Origin of the sequence: Roseovarius sp. B08 (genome assembly GCF_051417955.1) — a bacterium.
GTDB lineage: Bacteria > Pseudomonadota > Alphaproteobacteria > Rhodobacterales > Rhodobacteraceae > Roseovarius.
The window spans coordinates 1,653,375-1,672,056 of record NZ_JBPRLW010000001.1; the positions used below are offsets into that span (position 1 = coordinate 1,653,375).

Here is an 18,682-nt window from a genome sequence, read left to right on the forward strand (position 1 = left end):
CTCATACCTCGTTTTCGGTTTGGTTGGATTGGTCAGTCAGCTTGCGCGCGCCGCTTTCCAGCAGGAACGCCAGCCGTCTTGCGATTTCGACATCGGTTAGCGCTGAAGGCTTCAAGGGTTCGCCATCCGGGCCGGTGTGTTCTTTCCGGTCGGCAAGGCCAAGTTCGCGGCTGATCAGGTTTGCGTTGAGCAACCCGGCGGCAGCGCCTTCGAACTTCTGCGTCCAGATGACGTTCTCTACCCGCTCTATGATGGGGGATAAGTCGGAACGCTCAGAACGCCATGCGCGCCACGTTGTATGGTCGATGCCCAGAAAGTTGCACATCGCCGCCAGTGTCATGGCCCGCATTCTCGCGACATCGGCCTTGGTGATTTCGCCCTGATGCGCGAACACCTTTTCTTCCCAGAGCGGATTTCTGATCGTCCACTCGAAGTAGGCACAGCAATCGTTCCAGAGGTGTTCCGGGTCGTTGTATATCGGTGGACGGCCATGAGAAGCCCGCGCTTCCCAGAACCGGTTCTCCTTGAGAAAGCGCCCGTCCTCGCCACGGTTTTCTGCCTGTGTGTTATCGTCAGTCATATCTGCTCCTTGGTTTCAGTCGATTTTGGGGAAGTCCGATCCAGAAAGCGGGTCGTCCATGTGCCTCTAACTGCCCCTCTCCGTTGAATGGGATGGCAATTAGATATGCGCCCGACTAGGATACACTCAGACGCGTGATTTGGGCGTTTCCTGCACTCTAGTCGGACGCACTTCATTGGCTCACCACCTTCAACTGCGCCCGAGTAGGGTGCAGGGGTGCACCCGAATGGTGGGGTGGGTTTTGTTTTTTCAGATTACCGGCACGGTTGTACGTTTTTGGCAGGTAGGCACGATACACAGTGACCGGATAATCATGCCCCTGCTTCCAAAGCTCCGGCTCTTTGGTCGCCGGGCGTTTGGCAGTGGGTAGCATCGTCAGGCGAAAATGCGCGGCCTTGCCACTGCCAGAGGTGCCACGCTCCCATGCCTGAGTACACACGATCCAGCCTTTGGCCTGCAGATCAGCCAGAGCCGTCCCGGCGGTCTTTTGGGCGCATCCCATGTCATCAGCCAGCTTTCTAAGTGACCGGTAGATTTCGCCGTTGTTGTTCACGGCGTTCTTGCTGTCTGCATAGCAGCGCACCTGAAGATGAAAGTATGCCTCCCGCGCTGGAAAGCTTAGCGCCCTCCAGGCGGGCAACAGGCGGTGCGCCTTGATCCATTTCGTCCACTGCAGTTCGCTGCGTTCGTTGCGCTTATCCCTGCCCATTATTCGGCCTTCCCATGGTCAAGGATGCCGAGCTTTCGGGCGGCGTCTTCGGCCTCTGCGCGTGCCCGGAACTCGTCCAAGGTCACGCGCAGGTCTTCGCGCGCATTCTTCCGAATGTTTGCGATGTGCGTCATTTGCTGTCCTCCGGATAAGCCAGCGCTGCAATGAGCGCGGCTCGGGCGAAGGACAGGCCATGACGGCGGCGTAGGCTCTGAAGCTGGATCTTGCGCGAGGTCATGCCGCCACCTCGCTTTCCGCAGCGGGACTGGCGACAGTGCTGACTTCGCCGAGGTAACGCACCTGATCCACAAGGACGTAGATGCCGAAGCGCGTGTTCTCGATACCGTCATTCTCTTGGAAGAATTCGGTTTCGATATTGATCCCGTTTTCATTCCGCAGAAGCAGAACGATATCGGAGAGGCGAACCGGGCTGGCGCAGTAAATCGGGCTGCGCATCAGCGCATCCAGAACCTGCCTTTTGCGATTGCTAAGCGTTAGGGTTTCACGCGTGCCCTCTGCACGTTGCACCGCGTAATAGGCACCGCCTCGACGGAGCGGCAGGTCATGCCTCGAAATGATCCAACGCGTGTTCTCGGGCGGCGTAGCTTCTGTTTTCTTGTTCATGCTCGTTTCCTTCTGGGTTGAAGGAACGGGCCGAATGCGCTATTTATTTATGTGCTGCATAAACGAATATCGCCCCTGCCCGATCCTTTGGGTGGGGGTTTCGTTTAAGCGGCATCCTGAAGCTGCTTGGTCAACACCTCATCGACGTGGCTTTCGATCCAATACAAGCGCCCGCCGATACGAAGCGGCTCCGGAATCCGGCCATGCTCAATGTCGCGATACAGCGAAGAGCGGGAGCGCCCGCCAAGCTTTTCTGAAAGTTGGTTTAGGTTCAGGTAATTCATGCTTCACCTATTCGGATCGGGTGAAGCTTCCCCTGCAACTGTGCCACGCTTCACCAATGGGGTGCAGCGTTACCCTAGAGGGGTCAAATTGCCCCATCACGGACACCTGATTAAATAATTTGATTGTTAGGTGTCCCTCGCAATCGCGCGGTTATAAGCGCTCATTACTCGCTTGACGGATGCTTTCTTGTTCCCCCATTTGAGGCCCGACCAATCGATAAGATCATCAAGAAATGCATAAAAGCTGCCGCGTGCAGATGACTCGGATGGACTTCGGGGCGCAGTCTTACCACTGCACTCCTCCCAAATCATGACAGCAAGCCGCGCCAGCTTTATTTTTTCGTTTGCTTTACTGGCCCTTTGCTGAGCAGACTCCGGCCGCTCGCCGGAAAGGGCTCTGGCTCCTCTTTTGAGGGCACCATCTGTTTCTGGCAGCGGTTTGACGGCGCAGTTTTCACCGGAGACACCAGCCCAAGGATCAGATCCCGTCAATTCATAGAGCACCTGCCTGAAGAGGTATGGCAGTGCTGCGATACTTCCTGCGTCGTAACTAGTTCCGGACTCCATTGCGCCCTTGACGCGTGCGGGTAGATTATCGAACTCCGTCCATAAAGTATGCGCGGCTTGTTCAATTGCCCGTAAGCGCCGTCGTTCTTCTTCCTGATCGATTAACCAGGTCAAGTGGTGTGATTGGATTGCCCTCGCAAGTATTTCGAACCGTTCTGTGTTTCCTTCATCAGGGAAGTGAAATTGAATCACTTTCGAGAAATCTTCGAGGCAAAAGCCGCTTGGATCGCCTGAAACACTGGCGAGCTTAAGTGATTGACCTGACGCTGGTTTCTTCAATTTCCCACCATCCTGACTACATCGCCCGACCCACCGGTCACATGATCGGCCCATCGTTCCATTAAGACCCGCCGCTGTTCAAGGAAATCCGTTCGTCGATAAGCCCGCGCAACCTTGCTGCCGGTGACATGCGCAAGCGCCGCCTCGGCTACGTTCTCTGGCGTATCCGTTGCCTCGGCACACCACGTCCTTAAACTTGACCTGAATCCGTGGGGACGCGCATCCAAACCTCGGCGTTTCATGAAGGCACTCATGGTCGCGTCGGAAATCACGCCCTTGCGCACACTGGGGAACAGATAGCCGTCGCGGGCGAGGGGCTTGGCTTGCTCGATGACCGCAAGCGCCTCCTTCGACAAAGGCACTCGAAACTCTTGTTCCTGGTCCTTCTGGGATTTCATCTTCTCGGCAGGGACCGTCCAAACATCGCCCTCAATTTCTTCCAGGCGGCAGAAGCGCAAAGGCCTGGAGCGCAGCCCCGTGAGGATCAACAAGCGAAGTGCCAGGTGCGTAACTGTACCGTCCGACAAACTTTCATAGAAAGCGGGCACCTCCTGCCATGGCATCGCCGGTATTTGCTGCGGTTTGTGTCGTGTCTTGCCCAGAAGCGCCTTGGCTTTCTGCGTTGCTTGCATGTCCACGTCCAAACCCATCGCAGCGGCGTGCTGGAGGACGATGTTCAAGCGGTTGAGCGCCTTCTGTGCCGTGTCGGCCTTGGAGTGCCAAATCGGTTCTAGGGTGTTCTTGATATCCCGTTGGTCAATGTCCTCCACCGGCACCTTGCCCAGCTTGGGAAGCACGTGAAGTTCCAGCGGACTGAACCAACGGCCAGCTATGCCGTCGCCTTTCAGCTGTGCCTTGCGGGCTTCGAACGCTTCTGCGGCAACTGTTGCAAGCGTGTGGTCTTCACGCATCGCTTCGCGGCGCAGGCGTTCCCGTTCCTTGATCGGATCCTTCCCCTCCCGCACCACGGCCCGCCAGCGCTCGGCAGTATCGCGGGCTTCTTTCAGGCTGACATCGCTCAGCCGCCCCAATCCCATCTCTCTGCGTCTGCCGTGGACCGTAACCCGCAGCACCCACTGAGCGCCGCCATCCTCGCGCTTGTGAAGCCATAGACCGGCCCCATCGGAGTGCTTGCCGGGTTTCGCGTGCTTGACTTGGCTGGCTGTGAGTTTGTGCTGTGCGGGCAAGTCTCTGTCCCCTTCTTAATCCACCTCAACATATAGTATATTTTGGGACGTCATGAAACTGATTGATACGGAGAAACCTAATAAAAGAGGGATTTTCTGCGAAACTTGATACAGCGTGAAACTACATGATATTGGATTTCAATGCCCTTCACCCGCACCAATTTCCGCGATGCGGCAGGGCGGTGCGCTGAATCCGGGGTGGTTCAGAACCAGGCATTTCCTTTACCGGCTGGCGTCGGATTGGTGGGGTTGAACCCCACCCTACGATTGCGGTTCTCCCATGATCCAGACCTGTGCGATGGCGCGGTCGTCGCCCATCATGATCGTCGGAAATAGCGCCTGCCATACATCCTCTGCGGTGTCCGCGCGCTGGGCAATTGCCGGAGTGGACGCGAGGTTTACTGCGACGAGATCGGCCTCCATCCCCGGGGCGATGGTGCCGATGCGGTCTGACATGTGCAGGGCGTCGGCGCTGCCCGCCGTGGCCAGCCACCAGAGCTGGGCGGGGTGCAGGGCGATGCCGGTCAGCTGGCCGATCTCGTAGGCCGCCGCCATGGTGCGGAGCATGGAAAATGAGGAGCCGCCGCCGGTATCTGTGGCAAGACCCACGCGGTGGCCGTCCGCGATGCGCGCGGCCAGGTCGAACAGCCCGGAGCCGATGAAGGTGTTGGAGGTGGGGCAGTGGATGAGCGCCGCGCCGACCTCGGCCAGGCGGGCGCGCTCGCGGGGGTGAGGTGGACGGCGTGCCCGTAGAGGGCCGCGGGCGCCGAGAAGGCCATGGATTTCGTAGGTGTCCAGATAGTCGCGGGCGTCGGGGTAGAGGGATTTGACCCAAGCGATCTCTTCGACCTGCTCTGATAGATGCGTTTGCATAAGGCAGGTGGGGTGGTCGGCCCAGAGCGCGCCGAGGGCGGCGAGTTGGTCGGGCGTCGAGGTGGGAGAGAAGCGTGGTGTGATGGCGTAGGTGAGCCGGCCGGTACCGTGCCAGCGGGCTATGAGCCTGGCGCTGTCGTCGTGGCCCGACTGGGCGGTGTCCAGCAGGGCGGCGGGCGCGTTGCGGTCCATGCAGGTCTTGCCCGCCACGGCGCGAAGGTTGCGGGTCTGCGCGGCCTGACAGAAGGCGTCCACGCTGTGGGCGTGGGAGGTGCAGAACGTGGCCACGGTGGTGGTGCCGTTGGCCAGTGTCAGGTCGAGGTGGCGGTTGGCGATATCGCGGGCATAGGCGGGATCGGCAAGGCGCATTTCCTCGGGAAACGTGTAGGTTTCCAGCCAGTCGCGCAGGCGTTTGCCCCAGCTGGCGATGATGCCGGTCTGGGGGTAGTGCGCGTGGGCGTCGATGAAGCCGGACGAGATGAGATGGCCATCGTAGCGCTCGATTTTAGCCTGCGGGGCGGCGGCGCGCAGCTCGGAGAGGGCGCCGGTGCGGGTGATGTGGCCGTTCTCGATCAGGACCGCCTCGTCGATGCGGGCGGCGGTGGCCGGGTCACCCTCGAGCGGGGATCGGGTGAAGCAGAGGACCTGTCCGGTCAGGATGCTCGGGGGGATCATGCGGGGCTGGGTCCTTGCTGCCGGTCGGCGGCAGGATAGAAGTCGCGGACGGTGGCGTAAATCCTGCATATCGCGTTGTGATTTGCCCGCGCTTTGTCCTACATAAAGTCCGAAACCGGGGAGCGCGCGATGACCGAGGAAAAGCAGCAGGACGACGTGACCGATGAGCGCGAATCCGTGCAGGTCCCCGAACCCGAGCGGGAACCGGAGCGCGAGGACAGCGCCTATGTTCTGAATCAGAAATCCGTCGGCCGGATAATGTATGCGGTTGATATCGGCGACCAGGCGATGCTGTGGCAGGAACTGGAGCCGTTCCACCCCGCCGACATCGCCGACCTTCTGGAACAGATCAATTCCTTCGACCGCCGCCGGCTGATCGAGCTTTACGGGCACGAGTTCGAGGGCGACGTGCTGACGGAACTGGACGAGTCGATCCGCGAGGAGGTGATCTCGATCCTGGCGCCGGAGGTTCTGACCAACGCGGTGCGCGACCTGGAATCGGACGACGTGGTCGACCTGGTCGAGGATCTGGAGGAAGAGCGGGCCGCGGCGATCCTGGGCGTGCTGGAGGACAGCGACCGGACGCTGGTGCAGCAGTCGCTGAGTTACCCCGAGTACTCCGCCGGGCGCCTGATGCAGCGCGAGGTGGTGATGGCGCCCGAGCACTGGAACGTGGGCGAGGCGATCGATTACCTGCGCAACCAGGACGACCTGCCGGACCAGTTCTATCACATCGTGCTGGTGGACCCGCGGCTGAAACCCGTGGGCAACGTGACCCTGGGCAAGCTGATGGCGTCGCGGCGCGAGGTGATGCTGAGCTCGTTGGTGGAGGACACGTTTCACGTCATCCCCGCCGAGCAGTACGAGGGCGACGTCGCGTACGCGTTCAACCAGTATCACCTGATTTCCGCGCCCGTGGTGGACGAGGACGAGCGGCTGGTGGGCGTGATCACCATCGACGATGCCATGGCGGTGCTGGACGAGGAACACGAGGAAGACATCCTGCGGCTGGCCGGTGTGAGCGAGGAAGGCAGCTTGAGCGACCGGGTGATCAGCACGACGAAGCGGCGGTTCCCGTGGCTGGCGGTGAACCTGGTGACGGCGATCCTGGCGTCCCTGGTGATCGCGCAGTTCGAGGCGGCGATCGCGCAGATCGTGGCGCTGGCGGTTTTGATGCCGATCGTGGCGTCGATGGGCGGCAATGCGGGCACGCAGAGCCTGACCGTGGCGGTGCGGGCGATCGCGACGAAGGACCTTACGGGATCGAACGTGTGGCGGTTCATCCGGCGCGAGGTGCTTGTGGGGCTGGTCAACGGGGTGATCTTTGCCGTGGTGATGGGAATCGTGGGCGTGCTGTGGTTTGGCGGTCCGGAACTGGGCTATGTCATAGGCGCGGCGATGGTGATCAACCTGGTGATGGCCGGGTTGGCGGGCACGGTCATTCCGGTCGTGCTTGACCGGGTGGGCGTGGACCCGGCGCTGGCCTCGGGCGCGTTCGTGACGACAGTGACGGATGTGGTCGGCTTTTTTGCATTCCTTGGCCTTGCGGCGGTGGTGCTGCTGTGAGCGATCTGGCCGAGGTGAAGGCGGCGGCGCGAAAGGCGGCGTTTGCGCGGCGCAAGGCTGCGTTCGACGCGGCGGGTGGAGCCGGTGCGGGCCTTTTGTCCGGCGTGCTGGCCGGGTATCGGGGCGTGCCGTTGGCGGGGTACATGCCCATTCGTACCGAGATCGACCCATTGCCGGCCATGGCCGAGGCGGCGGCGCATGGCCCCGTCGGTGTGCCGGTGATCGAAGGCGAGGGCAAGCCGCTGAAGTTTTCACGCTGGGAGCCGGGCGGCCCGCTGCGCGACGGGCCGTTCGGGGCAAAGGTGCCTCAGGTGGATGATTTCTTCGAGCCGGAAATCCTGATCGTACCATTGGTGGCGTTCGACCGGATCGGTGGGCGTCTGGGCTATGGCGGTGGGTTCTACGACCGGACGCTTGAACTGCTCAGGAGCAGGCGGCCGACGCTGGCCATCGGGTTCGCCTTTGCGGCGCAGGAGGCCGAGGGGCTGCCGCTGGAGGCCACGGATCAGCCGCTGGACATGGTGGTGACGGAAAAAGAGGTGATTGCGTTCTGAGGTGCGCGCTTACCCGGCGTCTTGATTTGGTACTGGTAATCGCGGGCATAGCTCGCGCGTCTGTCGGAAGGAGACACTCATGGGGAGCCATAACTATACCGCCAAGGTGGTCTGGACCGGCAACCGGGGCGATGGCACCCGGACCTACAAGGGGTACGACCGGACGTGGAACATCGAGACGCCAGGCAAGCCGATGGTGGCTTGCTCGAACGATCCGATGCTGGGCGGGGACCCTGTCCTGCACAATCCCGAGGATCTGCTGCTGGCGACTGTAAGCGCCTGTCACATGCTGTGGTATTTGCATTACGCCAGTGACGCGGGGATTGCCGTGCAGGGATATGTCGACGACCCCCTTGGCGAGGCGGAGGTCGAGCCGTCGGGCAAGGGGCGCTTCACACGGGCTGTACTGCGCCCGGTGATCATCGTACCGGAGGGGACGGATCTGGACGCGGCGGATGCGATCCATGGGCGGATTCACGAGGTCTGTTTCGTGGCACGGTCGGTGGCGTTTCCGATTGTCTACGAGGCGCGCTATGAGGTGATGGCGGTCTGAGGCCGGGCGGTGCCGGTGGCTGGGAGGTCCCGGGTCAAGCCCGGGACGGCGGGGGAGCATCGGTGGCCCTTGCCCTTTGCAATCGGTGTCTCTACCAGTTTTGCCATGAGAATTTTGTATCTTGGGGACGTGATGGGCCGGGCCGGGCGGCAGGCCGTCGCGGAGCGTTTGAAGGGCCTGCGCGACGCATGGAAGCTGGATTTCGTCGTGGTCAACGGCGAGAACGCCACGGGCGGGATGGGCCTGAGCGGGGCGCATGCGAAGGATTTGCTGGAGGCGGGCGCGGATTGCCTGACGCTGGGGGATCATGCCTTCGACCAGAAGGACATGCTGCAATACATTGAAGGCGAGCCGCGGATCGTGCGGCCTCTGAACTTTGCCAAGGGCGCGCCGGGGCGCGGTGCGGCGGTCTTTTCCGATGCGCGTGGTCGAAAAGTGATGGTGGCGCAGGTGTTGGGGCAAGTGTTCATGAAGCGGGCCTTTGATGACCCCTTCAGTGCCGTCGATAGCGTGATGCGGTCGCATGTGCCGGGGGGCGCGGTGCAGGCCAGCCTGATCGATATCCACTGCGAGGCCACCAGCGAGAAGATGGGCATGGGGCATTACTGCGACGGGCGGGCGAGCATCGTCGTGGGCAGCCATACCCATGTGCCCACCGCTGACGCGCAGATCCTGCCGGGCGGCACCGCGTTCCAGTCGGACGCGGGCATGTGCGGCGATTATCTGAGCGTGATCGGGATGGAGAAGACCGAGCCGATGCGGCGTTTCGTGACCGGCATGGGCAAGGAGCGCTTCGCGCCGGCCATGGGCGAGGTGACGCTGTGCGGGCTTTACGTGGAAACCGATGACGCCACCGGCAAGGCAACGAAGGTGGAGATGGTCCGTGAAGGCGGGCGGCTGGCGGCCAGCGCTCCATGAAGCGGACGCTTGGGCTTTACGCCGCTCTTGTTGCCATGGGGCTGGGGTGGGGCCTGTCGATCCCGCTGAGCAAGATCGCGGTGAGCACGGGGCATCAGCCCTTTGGCCTGATCTTCTGGCAACTGACCATCGTGGTTTTCTGCCTGGGCGCGGTGACACTGTTGCGGGGGCGTAGGGTCGTGTTCGCGCGGCGTTACCTGCGGCTGTTCGTGATGGTGGCGCTGTGCGGTGCGGTATTGCCGGATATCTTCTTTTACACCGCTGCCGCGCAGCTTTCGGGCGGCGTCATGTCGATCGTGATCGCCTCGGTCGCCATGTTCTCGCTGCCGATCGCGGTGCTGATGGGCAACGAACGCTTCGAGTGGCAGCGGCTTTGGGGGGTGATGCTGGGGCTGGGCGGCATCGTACTGCTGGTGGGGCCGGAGGCGAGCCTGCCGACTGGGACCTCGGCGCTGTTCGTGCTGGTGGCGCTGTGCGCGCCCGCGCTTTATGCGACCGAGGGCAACCTGGTGGCGAAATGGGGCACGCAGGGACTGGACCCGATGCAGGTGATCATCGGGGCGTCAATGATCGGGTCGGTCGTGGCGCTGCCCATCGCGGTGGGCACCGGGCAGTGGATCAACCCGCTGGAAGGCGTGGGCGTGCCGGAGCTGGCGCTGGTGGGGGCGGCGGCGCTGCACGCGCTGGTCTATGCCTCTTACGTCTGGATGGTAGGCCACGCCGGCTCGGTCTTTTCGGCGCAGACCTCGTACATGGTGACGGCGGCGGGCGTGCTATGGTCGATGGCGCTGTTGGGGGAAAGCTATTCGATATGGGTCTGGCTGGCGCTGGGGGTGATGATGCTGGGCATGTTCCTGGTGCAACCCCGGGCGGCGCGGGTTCTTGTGCCGGGGCGCGTGATAGATGAGAATGCCGGACACGGCATGACATCGGATCGGGACAGGCAGAGCTGATGCAATTCATGGAACTTTCGCAGGGCGCCCAGCCTTGGGTGGCCCTCGGTGTGGTCGCGGTGATGTTCGTGCTGTTCATCCGGGAGACCTATCCCACCGAGGTGGTGGCGCTGAGCGGGGCGGCCGTGCTGCTGGCGCTGGGGGTGCTGCCCTACGGCGCGGGCCTTGAAGTGCTGTCGAACCCCGCGCCCTGGACCATCGCGGGGATGTTCGTGGTGATGGGAGCGCTGGTGCGCACCGGGGCGCTGGAGGCGTTCACCACGGTGGCGGACCGGCAGGCCAAGGTGAACCCGAAGCTGGCGATCGGGATGCTGATGGCCTTTGTCGTATTCGGCTCGGCCTTCATGAACAACACGCCAGTGGTGGTGGTAATGATCCCGATTTTCGTGCAACTGGCGCGGACCCTGGGGGTAACTGCCTCGAAGATGTTGATTCCGTTGAGTTACGCTGCAATTTTGGGCGGCACGCTGACGCTGATCGGAACCTCGACGAACCTGCTGGTCGACGGGGTGGCGCGGGCGCAGGGGATGGCACCGTTCGGGATTTTCGAGGTGACGCCGCTGGCGCTGTGCCTTGTGGCCTGGGGGGCGTTCTACCTTTATTTCATCGCGCCGCGTCTGTTGCCGGAGCGCGAGAGCATGGCGGACATGCTGTCGGACCGCTCGAAGATGAAGTTCTTTACCGAGGCGGTGATCCCGCCCGACAGCAACCTGATCGGCCGCGAGGTGACCGGTGTGCAGCTCTTCAAGCGGGAAGGCGTGCGGCTGGTGGACGTGGTGCGCGGCGACATCTCGCTGCGGCGCAACCTGCAGGGGTCGAGTTGCAGGTGGGCGACCGGGTGGTACTGCGCACCCAGATGACCGAGCTTCTGAGCCTGCAACGCAACAAGGAACTGAAGCGCGTCGACCAGGTGTCACAGGTGGAGACGACGACGGTGGAAGTGCTGATCACGCCGGGCTGCAAGATGGTGGGGCGGAGCCTGGGCTCGTTGCGCCTGCGTCGGCGGTTCGGGGTTTATCCGCTGGCGGTGCATCGGCGGAACCAGAATATCGGCCGGCAGCTCGATGACCTGATCGTGCGGGTGGGCGATACGCTGCTGCTGGAAGGCGCGCCGGAGGATATCAAGCGGCTGGCGGGCGAGATGGACCTGGTGGACGTCAGCCAGCCCTCGGCCAAGGCATTCCGGCGCGGCCACGCGCCGGTGGCGCTGGCGGCGATGGCGGGGATCGTGATCCTGGCGGCGATGGGCGTGGCACCGATCCTGGCGCTGACGGTGATCGCGCTGGCGGTGGTGCTGTTGTCGCGCTGCATCGACGCGGAGGAGGCGTTTTCCTTTGTCGATGGGCGGCTGCTGGCGCTGATCTTCTCGATGCTGGCCATCGGGGCGGCGCTGGATGCGTCTGGCGCGGTGCGGCTGATCGTGAACGCGGTGGCGCCGGCGCTGTCCGCCTTGCCGCCGTTCCTGATCGTCTGGGCGATCTATCTTCTGACCTCGATCCTGACGGAGCTGGTGAGCAACAACGCGGTCGCCGTGGTGGTGACGCCCATTGCCATCGGGCTGGCGGATGCGATGGGGATCGACGCCCGGGCGCTGGTGGTGGCGGTGATGGTTGCGGCTTCGGCCAGCTTTGCCACGCCCATCGGGTACCAGACCAACACGCTGGTCTACGGCCCAGGGGGATACAAGTTTACCGATTTTCTGAAGGTGGGCGTGCCGCTGAACCTGAGCGTGGGTCTGTTGGCCAGTGCGCTGATCCCGTTCATCTGGCCGCTGTGAGGTGGCGTCAGAATTCCGAATATTTTTGGAGAATGTGAAAGCCGGCAGGATTTCTCCCGCAGGCTGCAGGTTGCGGCGGTCGACAGGACCGTTGGCGCGGCGCGCCAAACGGGTCTTGCCGTGTTCTTCGGTTGCCGCGATCGGCACTTGCCCTGCAGCACGATCGCCTCCGGCCACTCGGTAAGGTGACGGGGCGGAAAGGCCCCGCCCGCCTATCGCAACGCGGCCAAGCTCTCAGCTGCCGCCGCGCGTGCCTTGCGTCGCGGCCATGGCGACGCGTGTGACCGCGTGGATCTTGGTCAGGCCATCCTCGCCGGCGGTGTCGTAGTCGAACTGAAGCCGGTCGCCAGCGGCGAGGTCGGTGGGCAGAGCGATGTCGCCGGGAATGTACCACACCGTCTTGTCGGAGAGGACGAGAACGCCGGTGTCGCGGTCGAAGGAGACCACGTTGCCTTGGGTCTGGTCGGCGAAGGCGGGAAGGGCCGCGAACGCGGCGAGGGCCGTTGCGATGATGATGCGCATGTCTGTATATCCAGGGGAGGAAAGCACTCTTGGCGCGACCCCGCGCCTTGTAGCCGCCGGGCGGAGCCTCGCACCCGGATGCGGCGAAGATCGGATGAGACTTCCCCTGCGTCAAGATGCAAGGCGCGAAATTTTGCGGGGCGAACGCGGTTTCGGGCGGATTTTCGCGCGTCGGATGCCAAGACGCTTGCCTGAATTGGCGGCTTGGGGAAAAAACCTCGAAACAACGAGGGATACCGTGATGCGGCGTATAATGACCTTGATGCTGATTTGCATGGTGGCGGGGTGCAGTGCAAAGGAGGCTCCGGAGCCGCCGACGCGGCACAACCCACCGCTTTACCCCAACGAGACGCCGCAGATCCGGGCCTTGATCAACCAGTATGCCGATGACTACGAGGTTCCGAGGTCGCTGGTGCACCGGGTGGTGCAGCGCGAGAGTGACTACCGTCCCAAGGCCCGCAATGGACCCTACTGGGGAATGATGCAGATCCTGCCTGCCACGGCGCGGGGCATGGGGTTCCAGGGGCAGGCGAACGACCTGCTGAATCCCGAGACAAACTTGAAATATGCGGTGAAGTACCTGCGCGGTGCGTGGCTGGTCTCGGACGGCAGCGAGCCCGATGCGGTGATGTGGTACGCGCAAGGCTATTACTATGCTGCGCGGGACAAGTGCCTGCTGGTCGAGACCGGCCTGCGCGAGCGCGAGATCGCGCGGCACTGCCGCTGAGGCGCACCGTTCAGAGCGGCCAGAAGACCAGGATCGCCGGGACGGACACGGCGACCACGATGATCTCCAAGGGCAGGCCCATGCGCCAGTAATCGCCGAAGGCATAGCCGCCGGGGCCGAGGATCAGCGTGTTGTTCTTGTGCCCTATGGGCGTGAGGAAGGCCGAGGAAGCCGCCACCGCGACAGCCATCAGGAACGGGTCGGGCGAAACGTCCAGCGCGTTTGCCATCTGGATGCCCACCGGCGCCGCGACGATGGTGGTAGCGGTGTTGTTGAGCACGTCCGAGAGGGTCATCGTGACCACCATCAGCACGGTCAGGATCGCCCAGGCGGGCAGCCCCTGGGTCAGGTCCACGAGCGCGCCGGCGATAAGGGCGGTGCCGCCGGCCTCTTCCAGCGCGGCACCGAGGGGGATCATCGAGCCGAGCAGCACCACGACCGGCCATTCGATATGTGTATAGAGTTCCGAGGGTGGCACGATGCGGGTCAGCACGTAGGCCATGACAACAAGTCCCAGCGCGATGGGCAGGTAGATGAGCCCGAAGCTGGCTGCGGCGACGGCCGCGGCGAAGAGGCCGATGGCGGCCCACGTCTTGCGGTCCTGCGTGACTTTCAGGCCCCGCTCGGCCAGCGGCAGGCAGCCAAGCCACTCGGTCACGTCCGAGCCGGTTTCATGCGGCACCAGCAGAAGCAGGATATCGCCCGGCTGGATCGTGGTCTTGCGGACCTGATCGCGAATCTGGCGGCCGCGACGGGAAATGCCCATCAGCACCGACCGTTGACGCCAGTTGAGGCCCACGGACTGTGCCGTGCGACCGGCGATGCGGGCGTCGCGGGGTACCACGACCTCGATCATGTCGAGCCCTTCACCGGCAGCGCGGAGCTTGTCCTCGCGCGTGGAGTCCGAAAAGGCGAGCGAGAGCGCGGAGCGAAACTCGTCGAGCGCGTCGGGGGTGGCCTCGATCACCAGCGCGTCGCCGGCCTGCAGGATGGTGTTGCGTGCCCGGCCATAACGTCGTTTGCCGTCGCGGACCAGGCCGAGAAGGGCGACGTCGTTGCTGTCGGCATCCTCCTGAAGTTCGGCGAGGCGTTTGCCGATCTGGGCGCTGTCCTCGGGGATCGTCAATTCGGCGAGGTAATCGGCCAATTCGGCGGCGTGTAGGGCGCTGTCGTCGCGAGCCGGTATGAGCCGCCAGCCAATGACGGCGACGAAGACGAGACCTGCAAGCGCGGTGACGGCGCCGACCGGGGCGAAATCGAACATCGAGAAAGGTGTACCCAATGCGTCCTCCCGGATGCCGGCGATGATGATGTTCGGTGGTGTGCCGATCAGCGTGGCCATGCCGCCAAGGATGGTGGCGAACGACAGGGGCATGAGGCTGAGACCCGGAGAGCGTTTCGCCTTGCGGGCGGTCTGCACGTCGACTGGCATCAGCAGAGCGAGGGCGGCGACATTGTTCATGAAGGCCGAGAGCACGCCGCCGATGCCGCCCATTATGGTGATGTGCGCGCCAAGGCTGCGCGAGCTGTCGACCAGCGTGCGGGTGATGAGGAAGACCGCGCCGGAGCGCACCAGCCCCGCCGAGACAACCAGGACCAGCGCCACGATGATTGTCGCTGGGTGGCCGAAGCCGGAGAAGGCAGCGTCGACCGGCACCACCCCCACCACCACGCCGATCAGCAGCGCCCCGAAGGCCACGATATCATAGCGGTAGCGCCCCCAGAGCAGGAGCGCGAAGACGCCGCCGAAGAGGGTGAAGAGGATGATCTGGTCCTGGGTCATGAGCGCTGCCTGTCTTGTGCGGCGGCGCGGGCCGCGCCTTGTGCCGGACAGCGTACCGTCAAGACGTCGGCGCGCAACAGGCGATTGGCGGGATTGCACAGGGGCCTGCGCCTGATTTATAGAGGCGTGAACTTCACGAATGTCATCGGAGGCATGTCATGGCCGGCCACTCAAAATGGGCCAATATCCAGCACCGCAAGGGCCGTCAGGATGCCCAGCGGGCGAAGCTCTTTTCCAAGCTGTCGAAAGAGATCACGATCGCCGCCAAGATGGGCGATCCGGACCCCGACAAGAACCCGCGTTTGCGGCTGGCGGTCAAGCAGGCCAAGTCGCAGTCGATGCCCAACGACAATATCGACCGGGCGATCAAGAAATCGGTCGCGGGCGAGGGCGAGGATTACGAGGAAATCCGGTACGAGGGCTATGGGCCCAACGGCGTGGCGGTGATCGTCGAGGCGATGACCGACAACCGCAACCGGACCGCCAGCACGGTGCGTTCGACCTTTACCAAGCATGGCGGGAACCTGGGTGAGACGGGCTCTGTCGGGTTCATGTTCGAGCGCAAGGGGCAGGTGACCTACCCTCCGGATGCGGGTGACGGCGACACGGTGATGATGGCCGCGATCGAGGCCGGGGCCGAGGACGTGGAATCGGGCGAGGACGGGCATGTGATCTGGTGTGCGGACACGGACCTGAACGATGTCTCGACCGCGCTGGAGGCGGAGCTGGGCGAGAGCGAGGAGACCAAGCTGGCCTGGCGTCCGACGACCACGACCGAACTCGACCTGGAAGGCATGCAGAAGCTGATGAAGCTGATCGACGCGCTGGAAGACGATGACGACGTGCAGAACGTCACGACGAATTTCGAGGCCAGCGACGCGGTGATGGACCAGCTTGCGGCGGAGTGATCCGTTCACAGGACCGGCTTTGAGCGGCGCCCGTTGCGGGCGCCGCTTTTCGTTCGGGGGGAGGTCGGGCTGTGATGCGCAACATCGTGGACCTTTGTGCCGCGGTGCGGCATCCTGTGCTCAGCCACAGGAGATACACATGCAGATCGACCATGAAGACGAAGAGAGCAAGGGGCGCTACGTGACCCGGATCGACGATGGACCGGAGGCCGAACTGACCTATTCCAAGCTTGGGAGCAACGCCATCATCATCGACCACACCGGCGTGCCGGAGGCCTATCGCGGCCAGGGGGTGGGAGTGGCGCTGGTGACACGGGCGGTGGAGGATGCCCGTGCGGCGGGCAAGAAGATAACGCCGCTTTGTCCCTTTGCCGCGGCGCAGTTTCGCAGACATCCCGAGTGGGCGGACGTTTTGGCCTGAGGCAGATGTCGGCGCCGGGACGTTCAAGGTCGCAATCGCGGGTTGCGTCAGCGTTCGGTTGGCGGCACATTGAGACTCCCGAAGGTGCCGCGCAGGTCGCGGAGAATTGGGAAGCCGGTGCAAGTCCGGCGCTGCCCCCGCAACGGTAAGGATGGGGGATACCGCAGATGGCCACTGGGGCGCGACGCCCCGGGAAGGCGCGCGTATCCGCACCCCCGCCAAGCCCGGAAACCAGCCTTTGGGTATGACGTCGAACCGCGGGGGGGCGGTGCGGGCGGTGGACCGGGAAAGACCGGTCCTCGCACGGCTTTCCTTCGCCCCATGCCGGCCCGGGGTGTGGCCGGAGGAAGAGCAGAAAAGATGAGCCTGACACCGATCATGGATGGACTGGAACGCAGCGGTGCCACGGGCGCCGAGGCCGAGGCAATTGCGCGGCTGGGGTTTCTGGAATGGGTATTTGCCTATCCGGGTGCCGTGACAGCCCGGGTGGTGCACGAGGCCTTGTCCGAGCCGGCCGTGCAAAACGCCGGCAGCGCGGCGGCGCGTGCGTTCGTGGATGTGCTGGAAGAGGCGGGGCAGGCCGCGCCGATGACCCGCTGGCGGCGCGGGCGGGCGGGCCGAATGGTGCACTGACATCACCAGACCGGCTGGCTCTGCGGCTTGGCGAGGCAGGGCTTGTCCGGGGCGAAGGCGGTTAACGACCGGCGATGTGGAGGATCGTGTTGGGGGAAAGAAAAAACGGCGACGCCAGGGAGGAGGAGAGGCGCCGCCGTTCTTTACGTCGGGTCCCAGGGAGGAGGAAGGGACCGTTCGTTCAGTAGGGCTCGTATCGAGCCCGGGTATTGCCGGGACCGCACAAGGGAGGAGAGGCGGTATCCCGAACAGGTACCAAACGGGAGGAGCGGCACCTGATTGTTTTAGCGAGCGTTTGGCGCGGTGGCCGTCTCGTTCGCTGTTGGGTTAAAGATAGCGATATGCTGCGCCTGCACAATGGATTTTGCTGCAATGCAGCTATGCAGGAAGCGCATAGAGGAATAGTATAATTTTTACTTTTATTTTCATCTGTTTGATGGATTTTTGTGCGGGTTTGAGACGGGGGTTGTGCCCGCGTTCAAAAATGCCACTTTCGGTGTCGAGAATGCATGGAGACCGGGCATGACAGAAATACTCGACAATGTGCGTACGCAGCTGGAACGGCTGGAACTTCCGGACGGTGGCAATGTCATATCCCGTGACATGGTGCGTGCGATGCGCATTGAAAACGGCGAAGTGCGATTCGTGCTGGAGGCGCCGAGTGCCGAAATGGCCCGCCAGATGGAGCCGCTGAGGGCCGCCGCCGAGCGCGCGGCGCTTTCCGTCGAGGGGGTGCGTTCGGCTCAGGTTGCGCTGACGGCGGAGGCGGCCGAGGCCCCCGCGCCCACGCTGAAGGTCGGGCGGCATCCCGAAGGCGGCAGCGCCTCGATCCGGCCGGGCGGGGTAAAGTCGATTCTTGCGGTGGCGTCCGGCAAGGGGGGCGTGGGCAAGTCGACCATGGCGTCGAACCTAGCGGTGGCGTTGGCGCGGGCGGGGCGGCGCGTGGGCCTGCTCGACGCCGATATTCACGGGCCGAGCCTGCCAAGGATGATGGGCGTGACCGAGCGGGCCAGCAGCCCGGACGGCAAGATCCTGACACCTCTGGAGGCGCATGGCGTCAAGATGATGTCCATCGGGCTGATGATCGAGGAGGACCGCGCCGTTGTCTGGCGGGGACCGATGCTCATGGGCGCGCTGCAACAGATGATGAGCCAGGTGGACTGGGGTGATCTGGACGTGCTGCTGGTGGATCTGCCGCCGGGGACGGGGGACGTGCAACTGACCCTGTGCCAGAGGGCGGCGCCCACCGGCGCGCTGGTGGTGTCGACGCCGCAGGATGTGGCGCTTCTGGATGCGCGCAAGGCGATCGACATGTTCAACACGCTTAAGACGCCGGTGCTTGGCCTGATCGAGAACATGTCGATGTTCCACTGCCCGCAATGCGGGTACGAGGCGGCGATCTTTGGCCATGGTGGCGTGGCGCAGGAGGCCGAACGGCTGGGCCTGCCCCTGTTGGGCGCCTTGCCGATAGATCTGGAAACCCGGTTGGGCGGCGACGCGGGCCGGCCTGTCGCGCTGGGGGACGGTGCGGTGGCGGAGGCCTATGCGCGGCTTGCGGACAGGCTGGTGCAGGGCGGGATGGCGTAGCG

The 18,682-nt window shown here is 63.6% G+C and carries 20 protein-coding genes, 1 pseudogene and 1 riboswitch; of the genes and pseudogenes, 11 read left to right on the top strand and 10 right to left on the bottom strand.

The features are described 5' to 3' along the window. Position 1: 1 nt before the first annotated feature. The 8 genes from ACSQ76_RS08390 to guaD form a co-directional block, all read right to left on the bottom strand. Complete coding sequence (locus tag ACSQ76_RS08390) at positions 2-580, bottom strand: terminase small subunit (RefSeq protein ID WP_437156222.1); 579 nt, start codon at positions 578-580, stop codon at positions 2-4. Positions 581-752: 172 nt separating this feature from the next. Then, entirely contained in the window at positions 753-1,289 is a 537-nt protein-coding gene (locus tag ACSQ76_RS08395; protein ID WP_437156223.1) for a hypothetical protein, read from the bottom strand. Further along, a complete protein-coding gene (locus tag ACSQ76_RS08400; protein ID WP_437156224.1) occupies positions 1,289-1,423 on the bottom strand; it encodes a hypothetical protein in 135 nt (44 codons plus the stop codon). The genes ACSQ76_RS08395 and ACSQ76_RS08400 overlap by 1 nt, the downstream gene beginning before the upstream one ends. A 100-nt stretch (positions 1,424-1,523) precedes the next feature. Then, positions 1,524-1,913 carry a hypothetical protein gene (locus ACSQ76_RS08405; RefSeq protein WP_437156225.1) on the bottom strand — a complete coding sequence of 130 codons (390 nt, stop codon included), beginning with the start codon at positions 1,911-1,913 and terminating at the stop codon, positions 1,524-1,526. Between the two features lie 104 nt (positions 1,914-2,017). After that, positions 2,018-2,197 carry a helix-turn-helix transcriptional regulator gene (locus tag ACSQ76_RS08410; RefSeq protein WP_437156226.1) on the bottom strand — a complete coding sequence of 60 codons (180 nt, stop codon included), beginning with the start codon at positions 2,195-2,197 and terminating at the stop codon, positions 2,018-2,020. Between the two features lie 126 nt (positions 2,198-2,323). Continuing rightward, the gene (locus ACSQ76_RS08415; RefSeq protein ID WP_437156227.1) at positions 2,324-3,043 is read right to left on the bottom strand and encodes a hypothetical protein; all 720 of its coding nucleotides are present in this window, start codon (positions 3,041-3,043) and stop codon (positions 2,324-2,326) included. Beyond that, positions 3,040-4,230: a tyrosine-type recombinase/integrase gene (locus ACSQ76_RS08420; protein ID WP_437156228.1), complete on the bottom strand. Its 1,191-nt coding sequence runs from the start codon at positions 4,228-4,230 to the stop codon at positions 3,040-3,042. The genes ACSQ76_RS08415 and ACSQ76_RS08420 overlap by 4 nt, the downstream gene beginning before the upstream one ends. A 261-nt stretch (positions 4,231-4,491) precedes the next feature. Further along, positions 4,492-5,778 carry a guanine deaminase gene (gene guaD, locus ACSQ76_RS08425; protein ID WP_437156229.1) on the bottom strand — a complete coding sequence of 429 codons (1,287 nt, stop codon included), beginning with the start codon at positions 5,776-5,778 and terminating at the stop codon, positions 4,492-4,494. Positions 5,779-5,907: 129 nt separating this feature from the next. Here guaD and mgtE point away from each other — a divergent pair, with 129 nt between their 5' ends. The 6 genes and pseudogenes from mgtE to ACSQ76_RS08455 all read left to right on the top strand — a co-directional run bounded on the left by mgtE (position 5,908) and on the right by ACSQ76_RS08455 (position 12,099). Further along, positions 5,908-7,344 carry a magnesium transporter gene (gene mgtE / locus ACSQ76_RS08430; protein WP_306129702.1) on the top strand — a complete coding sequence of 479 codons (1,437 nt, stop codon included), beginning with the start codon at positions 5,908-5,910 and terminating at the stop codon, positions 7,342-7,344. After that, positions 7,341-7,898 (top strand): 5-formyltetrahydrofolate cyclo-ligase, encoded by a 558-nt coding sequence (locus ACSQ76_RS08435; RefSeq protein ID WP_437156230.1) that lies wholly within the window; start codon positions 7,341-7,343, stop codon positions 7,896-7,898. The genes mgtE and ACSQ76_RS08435 overlap by 4 nt, the downstream gene beginning before the upstream one ends. 79 nt (positions 7,899-7,977) lie before the next feature. Next, on the top strand, positions 7,978-8,451 hold the full coding sequence (locus ACSQ76_RS08440) for an OsmC family protein (protein WP_306129700.1): 474 nt from the start codon (positions 7,978-7,980) through the stop codon (positions 8,449-8,451). Positions 8,452-8,556: 105 nt separating this feature from the next. Next, positions 8,557-9,369: a TIGR00282 family metallophosphoesterase gene (locus ACSQ76_RS08445; protein ID WP_437156231.1), complete on the top strand. Its 813-nt coding sequence runs from the start codon at positions 8,557-8,559 to the stop codon at positions 9,367-9,369. Then, positions 9,366-10,322 (top strand): DMT family transporter, encoded by a 957-nt coding sequence (locus ACSQ76_RS08450; RefSeq protein ID WP_437156232.1) that lies wholly within the window; start codon positions 9,366-9,368, stop codon positions 10,320-10,322. The genes ACSQ76_RS08445 and ACSQ76_RS08450 overlap by 4 nt, the downstream gene beginning before the upstream one ends. Then, positions 10,322-12,099: pseudogene (locus tag ACSQ76_RS08455) on the top strand (SLC13 family permease). The gene ACSQ76_RS08450 and the pseudogene ACSQ76_RS08455 overlap by 1 nt, the downstream one beginning before the upstream one ends. Positions 12,100-12,333: 234 nt before the next feature. Here ACSQ76_RS08455 and ACSQ76_RS08460 read toward each other — a convergent pair. Beyond that, positions 12,334-12,621 (bottom strand): hypothetical protein, encoded by a 288-nt coding sequence (locus ACSQ76_RS08460; RefSeq protein WP_306129696.1) that lies wholly within the window; start codon positions 12,619-12,621, stop codon positions 12,334-12,336. 241 nt (positions 12,622-12,862) lie between these two features. Between ACSQ76_RS08460 and ACSQ76_RS08465 the strand changes: the two genes are divergently transcribed. Next, entirely contained in the window at positions 12,863-13,348 is a 486-nt protein-coding gene (locus ACSQ76_RS08465) for a transglycosylase SLT domain-containing protein (protein WP_437156233.1), read from the top strand. A 10-nt stretch (positions 13,349-13,358) separates the two neighbouring features. Here the strand turns inward: ACSQ76_RS08465 and ACSQ76_RS08470 are convergent, their stop codons facing one another. Then, entirely contained in the window at positions 13,359-15,131 is a 1,773-nt protein-coding gene (locus tag ACSQ76_RS08470; protein WP_437156234.1) for an SLC13 family permease, read from the bottom strand. Positions 15,132-15,289: 158 nt separating this feature from the next. Here ACSQ76_RS08470 and ACSQ76_RS08475 point away from each other — a divergent pair, with 158 nt between their 5' ends. The 4 genes from ACSQ76_RS08475 to ACSQ76_RS08490 all read left to right on the top strand — a co-directional run bounded on the left by ACSQ76_RS08475 (position 15,290) and on the right by ACSQ76_RS08490 (position 18,680). After that, a complete protein-coding gene (locus ACSQ76_RS08475; protein WP_437156235.1) occupies positions 15,290-16,039 on the top strand; it encodes a YebC/PmpR family DNA-binding transcriptional regulator in 750 nt (249 codons plus the stop codon). Between the two features lie 139 nt (positions 16,040-16,178). Continuing rightward, positions 16,179-16,460, top strand: a complete 282-nt coding sequence (locus ACSQ76_RS08480; RefSeq protein ID WP_437156236.1) for a GNAT family N-acetyltransferase — start codon at positions 16,179-16,181, stop codon at positions 16,458-16,460. A gap of 65 nt (positions 16,461-16,525) precedes the next feature. Next, a riboswitch (cobalamin riboswitch) is annotated at positions 16,526-16,714 on the top strand. 106 nt (positions 16,715-16,820) lie between these two features. Beyond that, on the top strand, positions 16,821-17,093 hold the full coding sequence (locus tag ACSQ76_RS08485) for a hypothetical protein (protein ID WP_437156237.1): 273 nt from the start codon (positions 16,821-16,823) through the stop codon (positions 17,091-17,093). Between the two features lie 522 nt (positions 17,094-17,615). Next, the gene (locus ACSQ76_RS08490; protein WP_437156238.1) at positions 17,616-18,680 is read left to right on the top strand and encodes an Mrp/NBP35 family ATP-binding protein; all 1,065 of its coding nucleotides are present in this window, start codon (positions 17,616-17,618) and stop codon (positions 18,678-18,680) included. Positions 18,681-18,682 lie beyond the last annotated feature (2 nt).

Excerpts from the sequence above, each read along its gene's own strand:
- ACSQ76_RS08390 (WP_437156222.1), bottom strand. The coding sequence starts at position 580 with ATGACTGACGATAACACACAGGCAGAAAACCGTGGCGAGGACGGGCGC.
- ACSQ76_RS08395 (WP_437156223.1), bottom strand. The coding sequence starts at position 1,289 with ATGGGCAGGGATAAGCGCAACGAACGCAGCGAACTGCAGTGGACGAAA.
- ACSQ76_RS08400 (WP_437156224.1), bottom strand. The coding sequence starts at position 1,423 with ATGACGCACATCGCAAACATTCGGAAGAATGCGCGCGAAGACCTGCGC.
- ACSQ76_RS08405 (WP_437156225.1), bottom strand. The coding sequence starts at position 1,913 with ATGAACAAGAAAACAGAAGCTACGCCGCCCGAGAACACGCGTTGGATC.
- ACSQ76_RS08410 (WP_437156226.1), bottom strand. The coding sequence starts at position 2,197 with ATGAATTACCTGAACCTAAACCAACTTTCAGAAAAGCTTGGCGGGCGC.
- guaD (WP_437156229.1), bottom strand. The coding sequence starts at position 5,778 with ATGATCCCCCCGAGCATCCTGACCGGACAGGTCCTCTGCTTCACCCGA.
- mgtE (WP_306129702.1), top strand. The coding sequence starts at position 5,908 with ATGACCGAGGAAAAGCAGCAGGACGACGTGACCGATGAGCGCGAATCC.
- ACSQ76_RS08440 (WP_306129700.1), top strand. The coding sequence starts at position 7,978 with ATGGGGAGCCATAACTATACCGCCAAGGTGGTCTGGACCGGCAACCGG.
- ACSQ76_RS08445 (WP_437156231.1), top strand. The coding sequence starts at position 8,557 with ATGAGAATTTTGTATCTTGGGGACGTGATGGGCCGGGCCGGGCGGCAG.
- ACSQ76_RS08450 (WP_437156232.1), top strand. The coding sequence starts at position 9,366 with ATGAAGCGGACGCTTGGGCTTTACGCCGCTCTTGTTGCCATGGGGCTG.
- ACSQ76_RS08460 (WP_306129696.1), bottom strand. The coding sequence starts at position 12,621 with ATGCGCATCATCATCGCAACGGCCCTCGCCGCGTTCGCGGCCCTTCCC.
- ACSQ76_RS08465 (WP_437156233.1), top strand. The coding sequence starts at position 12,863 with ATGCGGCGTATAATGACCTTGATGCTGATTTGCATGGTGGCGGGGTGC.
- ACSQ76_RS08470 (WP_437156234.1), bottom strand. The coding sequence starts at position 15,131 with ATGACCCAGGACCAGATCATCCTCTTCACCCTCTTCGGCGGCGTCTTC.
- ACSQ76_RS08475 (WP_437156235.1), top strand. The coding sequence starts at position 15,290 with ATGGCCGGCCACTCAAAATGGGCCAATATCCAGCACCGCAAGGGCCGT.
- ACSQ76_RS08480 (WP_437156236.1), top strand. The coding sequence starts at position 16,179 with ATGCAGATCGACCATGAAGACGAAGAGAGCAAGGGGCGCTACGTGACC.
- ACSQ76_RS08485 (WP_437156237.1), top strand. The coding sequence starts at position 16,821 with ATGAGCCTGACACCGATCATGGATGGACTGGAACGCAGCGGTGCCACG.
- ACSQ76_RS08490 (WP_437156238.1), top strand. The coding sequence starts at position 17,616 with ATGACAGAAATACTCGACAATGTGCGTACGCAGCTGGAACGGCTGGAA.